Source organism: Pantoea conspicua, assembly GCF_002095315.1.
GTDB lineage: Bacteria > Pseudomonadota > Gammaproteobacteria > Enterobacterales > Enterobacteriaceae > Pantoea > Pantoea conspicua.
This window is the reverse complement of sequence record NZ_MLFN01000036.1, coordinates 1-12519: the sequence shown is the minus strand read 5'-3', so window position 1 is coordinate 12519 and position 12519 is coordinate 1. Positions and strand designations below refer to the sequence as shown.

Annotated in this window: 12 protein-coding genes and 3 tRNA genes; 7 read left to right on the top strand and 8 right to left on the bottom strand. The window is 55.8% G+C overall.

The genetic code is table 11. From position 1 onward, the window contains the following. Positions 1-374: 374 nt before the first annotated feature. The gene (locus HA41_RS13010; protein WP_094121140.1) at positions 375-1340 is read left to right on the top strand and encodes a beta-propeller fold lactonase family protein; all 966 of its coding nucleotides are present in this window, start codon (positions 375-377) and stop codon (positions 1338-1340) included. Here HA41_RS13010 and HA41_RS13005 read toward each other — a convergent pair. Further along, entirely contained in the window at positions 1322-1876 is a 555-nt protein-coding gene (locus HA41_RS13005; protein WP_094121139.1) for a histidine phosphatase family protein, read from the bottom strand. The genes HA41_RS13010 and HA41_RS13005 overlap by 19 nt on opposite strands. A gap of 588 nt (positions 1877-2464) precedes the next feature. Here HA41_RS13005 and HA41_RS13000 point away from each other — a divergent pair. The 4 genes from HA41_RS13000 to HA41_RS12985 all read left to right on the top strand — a co-directional run bounded on the left by HA41_RS13000 (position 2465) and on the right by HA41_RS12985 (position 7370). Beyond that, positions 2465-3856: an MFS transporter gene (locus HA41_RS13000; protein ID WP_094121138.1), complete on the top strand. Its 1392-nt coding sequence runs from the start codon at positions 2465-2467 to the stop codon at positions 3854-3856. A 63-nt stretch (positions 3857-3919) separates the two neighbouring features. After that, the gene (locus HA41_RS12995) at positions 3920-4942 is read left to right on the top strand and encodes a LacI family DNA-binding transcriptional regulator (RefSeq protein ID WP_094121137.1); all 1023 of its coding nucleotides are present in this window, start codon (positions 3920-3922) and stop codon (positions 4940-4942) included. A 12-nt stretch (positions 4943-4954) separates the two neighbouring features. Next, positions 4955-5941 carry a nucleoside hydrolase gene (locus tag HA41_RS12990; RefSeq protein ID WP_094121136.1) on the top strand — a complete coding sequence of 329 codons (987 nt, stop codon included), beginning with the start codon at positions 4955-4957 and terminating at the stop codon, positions 5939-5941. Positions 5942-6149: 208 nt separating this feature from the next. Next, on the top strand, positions 6150-7370 hold the full coding sequence (locus HA41_RS12985) for an MFS transporter (protein ID WP_094121135.1): 1221 nt from the start codon (positions 6150-6152) through the stop codon (positions 7368-7370). On the opposite strand, the gene HA41_RS12980 is transcribed toward HA41_RS12985, so the two are convergent. From HA41_RS12980 to HA41_RS12970, 3 genes are all read right to left on the bottom strand, one after another. Then, a complete protein-coding gene (locus HA41_RS12980; protein ID WP_094121134.1) occupies positions 7367-7831 on the bottom strand; it encodes a YbaK/EbsC family protein in 465 nt (154 codons plus the stop codon). The genes HA41_RS12985 and HA41_RS12980 overlap by 4 nt on opposite strands. Positions 7832-7927: 96 nt before the next feature. Continuing rightward, positions 7928-8719 (bottom strand): siderophore-iron reductase FhuF, encoded by a 792-nt coding sequence (fhuF, locus tag HA41_RS12975; RefSeq protein ID WP_094121133.1) that lies wholly within the window; start codon positions 8717-8719, stop codon positions 7928-7930. A gap of 192 nt (positions 8720-8911) precedes the next feature. Then, complete coding sequence (locus tag HA41_RS12970) at positions 8912-10000, bottom strand: GGDEF domain-containing protein (protein WP_094121132.1); 1089 nt, start codon at positions 9998-10000, stop codon at positions 8912-8914. A gap of 221 nt (positions 10001-10221) precedes the next feature. On the opposite strand from HA41_RS12970, the gene HA41_RS12965 reads away from it, so the two are divergent. Further along, on the top strand, positions 10222-10506 hold the full coding sequence (locus tag HA41_RS12965) for a DUF1435 domain-containing protein (protein WP_094121131.1): 285 nt from the start codon (positions 10222-10224) through the stop codon (positions 10504-10506). A gap of 71 nt (positions 10507-10577) precedes the next feature. On the opposite strand, the gene HA41_RS12960 is transcribed toward HA41_RS12965, so the two are convergent. The 4 genes from HA41_RS12960 to rsmC all read right to left on the bottom strand — a co-directional run bounded on the left by HA41_RS12960 (position 10578) and on the right by rsmC (position 12079). Then, a tRNA-Leu gene (locus HA41_RS12960) sits at positions 10578-10664 on the bottom strand. A gap of 28 nt (positions 10665-10692) precedes the next feature. After that, positions 10693-10779: transfer RNA gene (locus tag HA41_RS12955), tRNA-Leu, on the bottom strand. Positions 10780-10809: 30 nt separating this feature from the next. Continuing rightward, positions 10810-10896, bottom strand: a tRNA-Leu gene (locus HA41_RS12950). 151 nt (positions 10897-11047) lie between these two features. After that, positions 11048-12079 carry a 16S rRNA (guanine(1207)-N(2))-methyltransferase RsmC gene (gene rsmC, locus HA41_RS12945; RefSeq protein WP_094121130.1) on the bottom strand — a complete coding sequence of 344 codons (1032 nt, stop codon included), beginning with the start codon at positions 12077-12079 and terminating at the stop codon, positions 11048-11050. A 106-nt stretch (positions 12080-12185) separates the two neighbouring features. Between rsmC and HA41_RS12940 the strand changes: the two genes are divergently transcribed. Further along, positions 12186-12519, top strand: a 334-nt coding sequence (locus HA41_RS12940) for a DNA polymerase III subunit psi (protein ID WP_094121166.1), incomplete at its 3' end; no start/stop codon positions are given.

Below are 12519 nucleotides of genomic sequence, written 5' to 3'. Positions count from 1 at the left end.
GGTGGCGCAGTGTAAAAGCGCGCGATAGTTTCCTCACGGCTGTTTTAAATTGCACTGCACCTTTTTAATAAAACATTATTTACACATAAGCTATTTCTTTTTTCGACTTTCGGATAATACGGAAATAAACCGGCCAGCCGATAAATATAATACGTTAATCAGCCTTAATCTTTTATTTCGCCTCGCTTTAATCGCTTTATAAGGAAATTCTGAATCACGCCGCAGAGGAATAGCCTGTGCCGTGGCCAGGTTGCCTTGCCGCTGCCGGATTGCGCTTAAATGGCCGCGTTAGCTCCGCTCATCAATCGCTAACATCGTGTCGTGCGTCGACGATTGTCTACGCTTAAGAAGGTCTTACTGAGAAAGGAGTGCGCATGCAGAGTGAATCTCACGGTTTACTGGCGGTGGACAAACAGGGTAACCGCGTCCTGTTTCTTAACCCGGAGACATTTGCGGTGCAGCGGGAACTTAACGCCTTTCCGCCGCGGCCGCACGAACTGGTGATGTTAACGGCATGGGGCAAAGCCTATGTGCCGATTTATGGCGATGGCGTTCACGGTAACAATCCGCATCCGGGTCATAAAGTGGCGATTATTGATTTACAGCGGCGGGAGATTAGCGGCTTCATTGACCTGTCGCCGCTGCGGGCGCCGCACAGTGGTCAGCTGGGCCGCGACGGCAAAGTTTATCTCTGCTGTGAGGAGAGTGCCGCGGTGGCGGTGATCGATCCGATCACTGACCAGCTGGAAAAAGTGATTCCGATCCCTTCCCATAATGCGCATCGCCTGACGCTGTCACCCAGCGGTCGCAAGTTATTTACTGATAACGAAGAGGACGCGACCATCACGGTGGTCGATCTGTGCGAAGCGGAAGGGCGGATCATCGATACTATTCTGCTGCCAGGGCCGATTGCCGGTATCGCCGCGTCACCCAAACATCCTTACCTGGTGGCGAGTGCCGCCGATGCGCCGCTGCTCTACGTTATTGATCGGCAGAGTCACCGGATTCGTCAGCGACTGGCGCTGCCGGGTCATCAGCGTGCATGTCAGGTGGTGCGGTTCAGCGCCGATGGCGAGCTGTTGGTAGCGATAGGTGAGGGGGAGCCGGTCATTACCCTGTTTGACGACCTGCTGAATCCGCTCGGCGATATTGCGGTCGGCAACACGCCGATGGATGGCTGCTTCAGCCCTGACAAGCAGCTGTTGCTGATCGCTAATCAGGGCGATGGCACGCTAAGCGTGATTGATCTGGCACAGCGGAAGGTGATTGCCACGCCGCGGGTGGGGACCGGTTGTGAAGTGTTAAGCTACTTTTCGCGCGATCAGATAAACGGCCGATGATAAATCGCCGAGCTCCAGTGACGGCTGCTGGCATGTTTTTCCGCCTGCCAGCCGCGTTTGCGCAGCTCGCGGGCGATCATTTTATTCATGATGCCGTGCCCCAGCAGCAGCACTGTTCCCTGTCGGGCATGTTCTATTAAGCGATCGGCGGCCAGCGAGGCGCGATGGCGTGCGTGCCGCAGCGATTCCGACTGACCGGCATAGCCGCACAGCCACAATACCCGCAGCAGCGCCAGCCAGAGCAGCGTCGGTAACTGGAGCTGACTGCCAGGTAACAGCGGTACCGCGACCTCACTGAATAGCGCATCGACCTCATGCGGTTGCAAACCGAGCTGGCTCAGTGATGAGCGGGCACGGGGCAACGGGCTGCAAACCACTACCGTTGCCTGACGCGCAATGGAGAGGCTACGCGGCGGTGGACCGTCGCTGACCTGTGACAGATCGTAGGCTTCGCACCACTCCGCCAGCGCCTGCACGTTGTGCCGGGGGCCAGGCGGGTGGTCTGGCTTACCGTGCCGCATTAAAATAATCGTCATAACCCTCCTTTCCTCTCTTCACCTCAGGGTAAAGCATTGCCTGCGTTTGCCAATCCCCGCCTCTTTTTTAGGAGAATGCTCAGGCTGTCATAAGGGGGTAACAGCGCTGTGCGATAACAGATCGCGATGAAAGGTATCGCTTATCGATTTAGCTTAATGATAAGAGAAAATGCTAATTTACAGAGTGCAGTGTATTTTTTTTGTGCAGGAGAAGTCGTGTAACAGGCTGAATTGGTGATAAAAATCGCTGGTGACGCAATGTAATAATGAAATTTATCTAACGCGTTACCTGAAGATCTATTGATTTATCTACGCGCGTAGATACACTACGTCCCCAGTGATTGCTCACGGTGCACGATGCACGGCAGGCACCATTGATTGTGAAGTTACATTCGCTCCATTAAAGCGACCGGTCAAAAAAGATCGGCGAAAACGAGCGAGGAGAACGATTCCAACACCAGGGAATCCCTTAACCTTTCATCATGGTTAGTCAACCGAACGTCGCCGTTGGGATGTTCCGCTAACAATCAGGGAACCGACCCATGGACGGGCGTTTTTCGATCTGCATACTCATACAGGGACCGGGTTATGACGGCACACAGCACCGTTAAGCAGCAGGCATCACTGCCTTCCACTTCAGCCGCCGACGAGCGGTTTAATACCCCCTCAGGCCGCAAAGATTTCTGGCGCGCCACTTTCTCATGCTGGTTAGGCACGGCGATGGAGTACGCGGATTTCGCGCTCTACGGCCTTGCCGCCGGCATTATTTTTGGTGACGTTTTCTTCCCGGAATCGACCCCGGCCATGGCGCTGCTCTCCAGCTTCGCCACCTGGTCAGTCGGCTTTATTGCCCGACCGATTGGAGCTCTGTTCTTCGGCTGGCTCGGTGACCGCAAAGGGCGCAAAGTGGTGATGATTGCCACTATCATCCTGATGGGTGTCTCCACCACCTTTATCGGTTTAATCCCCAGCTATGCGTCGATTGGCGTCTGGGCACCTGCCTGTCTGGTGCTGCTGCGCTTCACTCAGGGCTTTGGTGCGGGAGCCGAACTCTCTGGCGGTACGGTAATGCTGGGCGAATATGCGCCGGTTGAACGCCGCGGCCTGGTTTCGTCGGTCATTGCGCTCGGGTCTAACAGCGGGACGCTGCTGGCCTCGCTGGTCTGGCTGGTGGTGGTGCAGATGGATCAGCAAAGCCTGCTGGAGTGGGGCTGGCGTATCCCGTTTCTCAGCAGCGCCCTGATTGCGCTGGTCGCACTGTGGATTCGACGTAACCTGCGTGAAACGCCAGTCTTTGAGCGTAAAAAAGCGCAGATGGCGGCGGAGCGTGCGGGCATGATGGCAACCCAGCCCGCGGTTGACTCGCGTCCTTTCTTTCAGCGCACCCGCGCCTTCTGGACCATGGTCGGCCTGCGTATCGGCGAAAATGGCCCTTCTTATCTGGCGCAGGGATTCATTGTTGGCTACGTCGCTAAAGTGTTGATGGTGGATAAATCAGTGCCGACCACCGCCGTTTTTCTGGCGTCGCTGCTAGGCTTTATCATTATCCCCTGTGCGGGCTGGCTATCGGACCGTTTTGGCCGCCGGGTGGTCTACCGCGTGTTCTGCCTGCTGCTGATGGTCTATGCCTGGCCTGCCTTTACGCTGCTGGATAGCCGCGAACCGGCATTGATCATTCCGGTCATTGTGGTGGGGATGGCGCTGGCGTCACTGGGTATTTATGGCGTGCAGGCGGCGTGGGGCGTAGAGATGTTCGGTGTCCATCATCGCTACACGAAAATGGCGTTTGCCAAAGAGCTGGGTTCGATTCTCTCTGGTGGTACGGCGCCGCTTGTCGCGGCGGCGATGCTCTCCTACAGCGGCCACTGGTGGCCGATTGCGGTCTACTTCTCGGCGATGGCCGCCATCGGGTTCTTCACCACCTTTGTGGCCCCGGAGACGCGAGGGCGGGATCTCAATCTGCCCGATGATGCGATATAGCCGGGACAAAAAAGTGCAGCAGGCCGTGTAATACGGCCTGCTTTGTTTATGGAGGAAAGGGATGTGGCTAAGTCGTTAACAGGAAAAGTCACCCGCAGTGAGGTCGCGAAAGCGGCAGGCACCTCGGTGGCGGTGGTCAGTTATGTGATTAATAACGGTCCACGTCCGGTTGCCGATGCGACACGTCAGCGGGTGCTGGCTGCGATTCAGGCGACCGGATACCGGCCCAATGCCGCAGCGCGCGCGCTGGCCTCCGGGAATACCAAAACCTTTGGTCTGGTGGTTCCCAATATCAGCAACCCGTTTGTGGCTTCGATGGCCCACGTGCTGTTACAGGAGTCACTGAATCACGGTCATGTGATGCTGCTGGGCGATGCGGGCGACGACCGCAAGCGCGAGCTGGAGTTGATTCAGGGGTTGCTGAACCGACAGGTGGATGGGCTGTTTTATAACAGTGTTGATCGCCATCCCTACATTGAGATGATCAAAGCCAGCGGTACGCCGCTGGTGATGCTGGAACGGGTAGAGCCGCAGCCGGGCGTCAGTATGCTGCGGGTCAATGAGCGTCAGGCTGCCTGGCAGGTGACGTCACACCTGTTGAGCCACGGTTATCAGCAGGTGGGAATGATCAGCGGCCCGACAGAGATGCTCAATGCGCAGGATCGTATTCAGGGCTGGCGTGACGCGATGCGGGATCGCGGCCTGCCGATTGATGAATCACTGATCTTTCCGGCCAGCTATAGCCGTCAGGGCGGTTACGCCGCGGCTCAGACCATGATTGCACGCCGTTGCGTACCGCGTGCGCTGTTTACCAGTAATGAAGGTCAGGCCATTGGCGCGCTGCGCGCCTTCTCGGAACATCAGATCCGCGTCCCGCAGGAGGTGGCGCTGGTCTGTTTCAATGGCACTGAACACGCCGCTTTTCACGTTCCGACATTAACCACTGTGCGTCAGCCGCTGCGTGAGATGGCGCGTTGCGCTATCCGTATGCTGAAAGAGGAGCATGACAAAGCACAGCTGGAAGAGTTTCCACACTATCTTGAAATCGGTGAATCCTGCGGCTGTAAGCCGCAAAGCCAGAGTTAACCTGACAAATCCATGAAAAGAATCATTATTGACTGCGATCCGGGCAACGGCATCGCCGGTGCTAACACCGATGACGGGCTGGCAATTGCGCTGGCTCTGGCCTCTCCTGCACTGTCGCTGGAGTTGATCACGACCGTGGCGGGTAATACGCCCTGCGAGGTGGGGACGCGAGTCGCCAAAGATTTGCTCACCCGGCTGGGATTGGCCATTCCGGTAGTTCAGGGCGCGCCGCAGGCCTTACAGGAAGATCCGGCGCCGTGGCGTGAGGTGCTGGATGAACGGGTTAACGCGTCTGGTCTCCGCGCGCTGTGGCAGGATGTGCCTCAGCCGGCCGATTTACCGGCGGATGCGGGTGAGGCGGCTGACGCCATCGGTAAACTGATTTGCGACAATCCGGGCGAGATTACGCTGGTGGCGATTGGTCCGCTGACCAATGTGGCGCTGGCGATGCAGCGTTATCCGGCGATGGCGGAATCGGTGGCGGAGATTGTGATCATGGGCGGGGTATTCGCACTGGATGATTACATCAAAGACACCAACTTTGGTCTGGATCCGGAAGCGGCGCATCAGGTGTTGCACAGCGGCGCGACGCTGACGCTGGTGCCGATGGATGTCACGACCCAGACCTTGCTGACTCAGCAGGATTTGACCCGCCTGACCGCGGTTGATCATCCGCTGACCCACTTTGTGCGCGACACGCTGCGGCCGTGGATCGACTATTCGATACAGACCCGTCATCTGGCCGGCTGCTGGATTCATGATGCGCTGGTCATCGCCTGGCTGCTGAATCAGCGGGTGGCATCCGGCATCGATTACCGGGTCGATATCGAACTACGGGCCGGACCGACGCGCGGGAAAAGCTGGCGTTATCGTCAGCCGCTGCGCGTGACGACCGGCATCCCGGCGAACTGTGGTGCGTTAGTTCATGTGCTGCATCGCGTTGATAACACGCAGCTGTTATCGATCATCGAACAGGCTTTTCATCGCCTGACAGCCTGAAAAACCGGGGCGAAATCCGCCCCGACTCTTCGCTACTCCCCTTTCTGACACGCTTATTTACAGCCTGAAGCAGCGGCTGACAATTGCGTAGCACGCTAACCTTTCTGACATGATATATACAAGTGGTTAACAAATTCGCAACCATGCTGTGGGTTGCGCTCACCCCTTTCCGGCCACTGTGCCGAAGCCGCTCAGACAGGATAGTGACATGCTTAACTGGACCCCAACCCAGCGAAACGTGGCCTTTGCCAGTTTTGCCAGCTGGACGCTGGATGCTTTCGACTTTTTCATTCTGGTTTTTGTGCTCAGCGATCTGGCGCGCTATTTTCATACGTCGGTTTCGGAAGTTTCGCTGGCGATTATGCTGACCCTGGCGGTACGGCCGATCGGGGCGCTGCTGTTTGGTCGTCTGGCTGAGCGCTATGGGCGCAAGCCAATTCTGATGCTGAATATCGTGCTGTTTTCGCTGTTTGAACTGCTCTCCGCCTGGTCACCCACCTTTGGCGCGTTTCTGGCATTCCGGGTGATCTACGGCGTGGCGATGGGCGGTATCTGGGGCGTGGCCTCCTCACTGGCGATGGAGACCATTCCGGATCGCTCTCGCGGGCTGATGTCCGGTATTTTCCAGGCGGGTTATCCCTGTGGCTATCTGCTGGCGTCGATCGTCTTTGGCCTGTTCTTCGCTTCCGTTGGCTGGCGGGGAATGTTCCTGATTGGCGCGGTGCCGATTCTGCTGCTGCCGTTTATCTACTTTAAGGTGCCGGAATCGCCGGTCTGGCTGGCGGCACGGCAAAGTAAAACCAGCCCAGCGCTGATGCCCATTATCCGGCAGCACTGGCGAATCTGTCTTTATATGGTGCTGCTGATGGCCTGCTTTAACTTTTTTAGTCACGGCACCCAGGATCTCTATCCTACGTTTCTCAAAGTGCAGCACCAGTTTGATGCCCATACCGTCAGCCTTATCGCTATCAGTTATAACATCGCGGCGATGCTGGGCGGCATCTGCTTTGGTTCACTGTCGGAGCGCATCGGACGCAAAAAGGCGATTATGCTGGCGTCACTGCTGACGCTGCCGATTTTGCCGCTGTGGGCTTTTTCCAGTGGCTCATGGGCGATAGGCATCGGCGCTTTTCTGATGCAGTTTATGGTGCAGGGCGCGTGGGGCGTGGTGCCGACCTACCTGACCGAGCTGGTACCGGCTAACGCGCGCGCCGTGTTGCCTGGCTTTGTTTATCAGCTGGGGAATCTGATTGCCTCCGTCAACGCCACACTGCAATCGCGCATTGCAGAAGCACACGGCGGCAATTATGGACTCGGCATGGCGATGGTGGCGGGTACGGTGGCGGTGCTGATCTGCCTGTTAGTGGCGTTCGGCCGTGAAACACGCGGCATCGAAATTTCCGGCGCGGTGGCCCGACAGCCCGATTAACGCGCCTCGCAGACGTCGACCCATCGGGCGGCAGTCAGATCGGCTATCTGTTGCGGGCTGATACGCACGGCGCTATGGATGGCGCCTGCTGCGGGCAGCACCTCGTCAAAATTGCGCAGCGACACATCGCAATAAACGGTCAGCGGATTTTCCAGCCCGAACGGGCAGACGCCACCGACCGGATGGCCGGTCCAGTTAATCACCTCATCGACGCTGAGCATCCGCGCTTTTGCGCCCAGCGCCGCTTTCAGTTTGCGGTTATCCAGCCGGGCGTCACCACGGGTCACGATTAGCACCACTTCATCTTTCACCTTTAACGACAGGGTCTTGGCGATCTGACCCGGTGTGACGCCGTGGGCACGGGCGGCCAGTTCAACCGTCGCGGTACTTTCGGCCAACTCAATAATTTCTATTTCAGGGGCATGTTCGGCAAAGAACTGGCGTACTGACTCCAGGCTCATCTTTTTCTCCAGGCTGATCGAAGGCGTAGAAATTGCCACAAGCTTTCGGGCCTGTAAACGGGATTAGCGGAGATTCAGTGACAGAATGCGTCGCGATCAGCTGCTGCTTAATGTGCAGTTGCCACACTGCGCCACATCGGGAATGCGATAACGCTGGCAGCAGCTGCGACGGACCAGTTCGCCGTTGCGGGGGATCATGGTGCGGTAGAGCGGATTATCACTGCCATCCAGCAGCCGCTGGTTGAAGAACAGCGCCTGTTCCAGCTGCGCCACCTGCTGTTCGCCAATCTGACTTTTCAGCTCACCGAGGAACCACTGGAACGAGAAACCCATGTTGTTCCAGATTAGTCTGGCATTGATGTCGCCGTGGCGGGTGATGCTATTGACGACCGGAATAAGATGCTGCTGAATCAGCCGATCGAGACGCTGCTGCCCATTGAGATAGTGCGCATCGTCATCCTCCTGCACCGCAATCCAGAACGCGGCGGGATGACCCTGCTGAAACTCAACCCGGACCTGCCCGGGTGAGCAGTCGAGTGCGCGCGACTCCTGCAGTAAGGCCATCATCAGCGGCGGCAGTAACAGGCCAAAATACCACTGTGCCCACAGTGACAGCACCGGTTTTGCTTCCCGCACGGCATCAGGATGATCGCGATAGAGAGAGTCGCTGTAACGCTGAATCAGTGAGGTGAAGGCGGCGGTTTGTGACCATTCGGCGAGCGTCAGGCAATCGGGTGGGGCAGGCTGATCGAGCTTAATCGACTGCTGCAGGTAGTCGGGCTGCTGCAGTAGCCGCTGCTGCAAACTTTCCGCCAGAGGACGATCGTTTTGCCGGAAGATCATCGACTGCGTGCTAAAGCGATTTTCCTGTGCGGTTACGGTTGCCATATCGGGTCGCGAAAAAGGGAGATAAGAAAGCAAATGATAATCGTTATTGATTGACTCTACAAGCTGTGCAAAACAACAGCACACGACGGCCGATCACAATCTGTAAAAATTAAGTCAGGAATAAGAACTAATAGAATGAAAAATGGCAGGGCGCTGCGCCGACACGATAATAGTCGGCTCAGGTGCAAACTATTACGCCCGTTCAGTGGATGGCAGATGTTGAGCTTTAGGTAAATCTTCCCAGGCCAGAATCGTATTTCTTCCCTGATTTTTTGCCACATATAATGCGCGGTCCGCATTCGCCACCGCCTGGTCAAATTCATTATCGTAAATAGGCGCAATACCGGCGCTGATAGTGACATGGGTTGATACTTTTTCGTTAAAGCGATGAGGGATTTCTAAATCAACTACATACTGACGAATACGCTCCGCCAGTTTCATCGCAATAGAACTGTTAACGTTGGTCATTAATACCAGAAACTCTTCGCCACCATAGCGGGTCACCACATCACGCGAACGCACCGCATCACGAATCGCTACAGAGACCCGCGCCAGCGCCTGGTCGCCCATCGCATGACCATAATTGTCGTTGTAGGCTTTGAAATGATCGATATCCAGCAGCAGCACATAATGACTGCCCGCATGGTTTTCCAGAATATTGTCGAGCCGGTTTTTCAACCCGCGGCGATTATACAAGCCGGTAAGTGGATCGAGCATACTGAGGTCGCTAAAGGCTTCTTTCTCCTGATACAACTGGTGCATCAGGCGCAGGGTGAAGTTATCGACACGGCGGCGCATCAGATGCTGGAGCGAGAAACCAATCAGCGGCAACGCGATGTTGAGCAGGATCAGCGGCAGATGTTCACCCTTATCCAGCAGCAACACGGTTAACACCGGCGGCGTGATATGCAGGCAAAATGCCAGCAGATGATCGCTGAGGGCAATGGCGCTGATAAAAAAGACGCTGAGCAAACTGATAATCAGAAAACCGCCATCAAAATAAAAGATCTGATTAAAGCGATAGTTAATGTGCCAGGCCCATAGTGCGCCCAGTATAAACGCGACCGGATTTAATAGCGGTAATTGTACTTTAGGGCGAATTAAGCAAAGGCATAAAATGACGCTGCTAAAGATGGCAATCAATATTACCGGTAACGTCATTTCATTCTGCTTTATCGGCGTCAGGCAAAATAGCGAGATAACAGCGTTAAGGAACAACAAAAGCATGAGCGAAAGTCGATATTTGCTGTGTTTCAGCTCTTCATAAGTGTGTAATTTCATTATAAATACTCGTTACGGCCCTGAAATATCAAAGCGCAAGTCGGCAAAAGTTTTACCGGACAGTGAGCAAATTATTGCTGTTATTAAAAGTGTTATCGGCCGCAATCTAGCATTTTCCAACTGGTCTGTCATCTTCCGGACCGGACCTGACGAAAACAGGCTGCATAAGGCACAAAAGTGTCATATGATAATGGGAATGCTTATCATTTGAGGTGTGGATCATGGGGATGGCTATCATTGCCGCCTGCGGCCTGTGGGGATTTAGCTGGGTGATGGGGAAGAAACTGGACAGTGCCTGGGGCGTGCTGCTGCCGTGTGCCGCCATGCCATTATTTGCCTTGTGGGGGCCGAGCTTCAGTCAGTGGCGGCTGGTGATGATTGTTGCGCTACTGATGACGATTGTGATGCTGTTTAATCAGCGCTTACGCCACTATCTGCTGCTGCCATCATGCCTGGCATTAGCGGGCGGACTGGCGGCGGTATCGGTGAATTTTCATCTGAATTGAGTGCAGGAAACCGCGAGATAAAATGAGTGCAGGATGGACAGAACAGGATTACAGCAGGAAGATGACAACGTTGGTGCGAAGAGAGGGACTTGAACCCTCACGTCCGTTAAGACACTAACACCTGAAGCTAGCGCGTCTACCAATTCCGCCACCTTCGCATCGTGTTGTCTGTTCATATCACCGCAATGGTGCGAAGAGAGGGACTTGAACCCTCACGTCCGTTAAGACACTAACACCTGAAGCTAGCGCGTCTACCAATTCCGCCACCTTCGCGCAGTGCTCGCGATATGAAACTTGTGATTTTGGTGCGAAGAGAGGGACTTGAACCCTCACGTCCGTTAAGACACTAACACCTGAAGCTAGCGCGTCTACCAATTCCGCCACCTTCGCATACCCGTAACATCCTGAGAATGTTACAACCACGGAGGCGCATTCTAGAGATTTTACTCTTTGCGTCAACAACTATTTCGTCGGGCTGAAACGATCGCTGCAAAAAACGACGTTTTCAGCCCGGCAACGCGGTTAACGGCGGGAAAAGCCCTTAGCGCGTTTTAGCTCCGCGACCATAGACGGCGCGATACACTTTAAAGCGACCGGTTTGTGCGATGACTTCATGGCTGCCGAACGCTTCATCCAGCACCTGTGGATAGGGCAGGAAGGTGTTAGCCACGATACGCAGTTCGCCGCCGGTGTTGAGGTGCTTCACCGCGCCGCGAATCAGCGTTTGTGCTGCATCCAGACTGGTCTGGGTGCCTTCATGGAACGGCGGATTTGAGATGATCATGTCGAAGCGACCGGTCACATCAGAGAAGACATTGCTGGCGAACACTTCGCCTTCCAGTCCGTTGGCAGCCAGCGTCGCTTTACTCGCTTCAATCGCCGCGGCGTGGACGTCGCACAGCCACAGACGCACTTTTGGCGAACGCGCCGGCAGCGACGCGGCAAGCACACCCGCACCGCAACCGATATCCAGCACTTTACCTTTGGTATGTGCGGTAAAGGTCGACAGCAACAGCGCACTGCCGCTATCCAGACCGTCACGGCTGAAGACGCCAGGCAGAGTATGAATGGTCAGATCGTTGAGCTGATAAGTATGACCAAAGGTGCTGGCATCAAACTCAGGCTGTTTGTCGAGGCGACCGTGGTAAAGGCCACAGCGGCGTGCGCTGTCGATCTTCTCCAGCGTGACCCACTCTTCCAGCATCCCTTCAGCGCTGCGCACGCCGCTGCGGTTTTCACCCACCACAAAGAGATCGCAGCCCACCGGCAGCAGCGACAGCAGGTTCTGCAGCTGGAACTGCACTTCGGGTTTGTTCTTGGTCCAGAAATAGACCAGCGTATCGCAGCCCTGCACATCCTCCGCCTGCGCAACCAGTCCATAACGCGCCTGTTCGCCCATGCGGTGGCTCAGGTTTTGCCAGTGATGATATTGCTGGGTATGAACGCGCGAAGAGGCGGTCTCCAGCTGAGCGGGCAGGTCATCCTGCAGATCGCCAGCAAACAAAACGTGGCGGGCGGTAAATTCATCACTGTGGCGCAGAATGACTTCGCTGGCCGGGGTAAAAGCAGACATGTAGGGCTCCTGTAAGATCTGAGCGGCGATTATAGTGGTTTGTTGGCGCATGTTCGATGGGTTTGCTAGCATAGCGTCGCATTCAGGCAGCAGAACAGGTAACACCATGACGTCCAGGCGCGACTGGCTTTTACAGCAAATGGGAATTACGCAGTACCAGCTGCGCCGCCCGCGCGTGCTTCAGGGCGAAATTGCGGTCACGCTGGCGCCGGACACGCAGCTGATTATCGTGGCTGACACACCGCCCGGCCTGCACGAACCGCTGATGCGCGACGTGCTGCATACGCTGAATCTGCAACCCACTCAGGTGATGACCGTGACGCCGGACCAGCTGCAGATGCTGCCGGAAACGCTCCATTGCGCAGGCTGGTTGCTTGGGGTCGAGAGCGAACAGACCTTTAACGGCGTGGCATTAACCAGCGCCTCCTTCAATGAACTGA

What these genes read in the sequence shown, in the direction of transcription:
- HA41_RS13010 (WP_094121140.1), top strand. Translation starts at nt 375, where the DNA reads ATGCAGAGTGAATCTCACGGTTTACTGGCGGTGGACAAACAGGGTAAC.
- HA41_RS13005 (WP_094121139.1), bottom strand. Translation starts at nt 1,876, where the DNA reads ATGACGATTATTTTAATGCGGCACGGTAAGCCAGACCACCCGCCTGGC.
- HA41_RS13000 (WP_094121138.1), top strand. Translation starts at nt 2,465, where the DNA reads ATGACGGCACACAGCACCGTTAAGCAGCAGGCATCACTGCCTTCCACT.
- HA41_RS12990 (WP_094121136.1), top strand. Translation starts at nt 4,955, where the DNA reads ATGAAAAGAATCATTATTGACTGCGATCCGGGCAACGGCATCGCCGGT.
- HA41_RS12985 (WP_094121135.1), top strand. Translation starts at nt 6,150, where the DNA reads ATGCTTAACTGGACCCCAACCCAGCGAAACGTGGCCTTTGCCAGTTTT.
- HA41_RS12980 (WP_094121134.1), bottom strand. Translation starts at nt 7,831, where the DNA reads ATGAGCCTGGAGTCAGTACGCCAGTTCTTTGCCGAACATGCCCCTGAA.
- fhuF (WP_094121133.1), bottom strand. Translation starts at nt 8,719, where the DNA reads ATGGCAACCGTAACCGCACAGGAAAATCGCTTTAGCACGCAGTCGATG.
- HA41_RS12970 (WP_094121132.1), bottom strand. Translation starts at nt 10,000, where the DNA reads ATGAAATTACACACTTATGAAGAGCTGAAACACAGCAAATATCGACTT.
- HA41_RS12965 (WP_094121131.1), top strand. Translation starts at nt 10,222, where the DNA reads ATGGGGATGGCTATCATTGCCGCCTGCGGCCTGTGGGGATTTAGCTGG.
- rsmC (WP_094121130.1), bottom strand. Translation starts at nt 12,079, where the DNA reads ATGTCTGCTTTTACCCCGGCCAGCGAAGTCATTCTGCGCCACAGTGAT.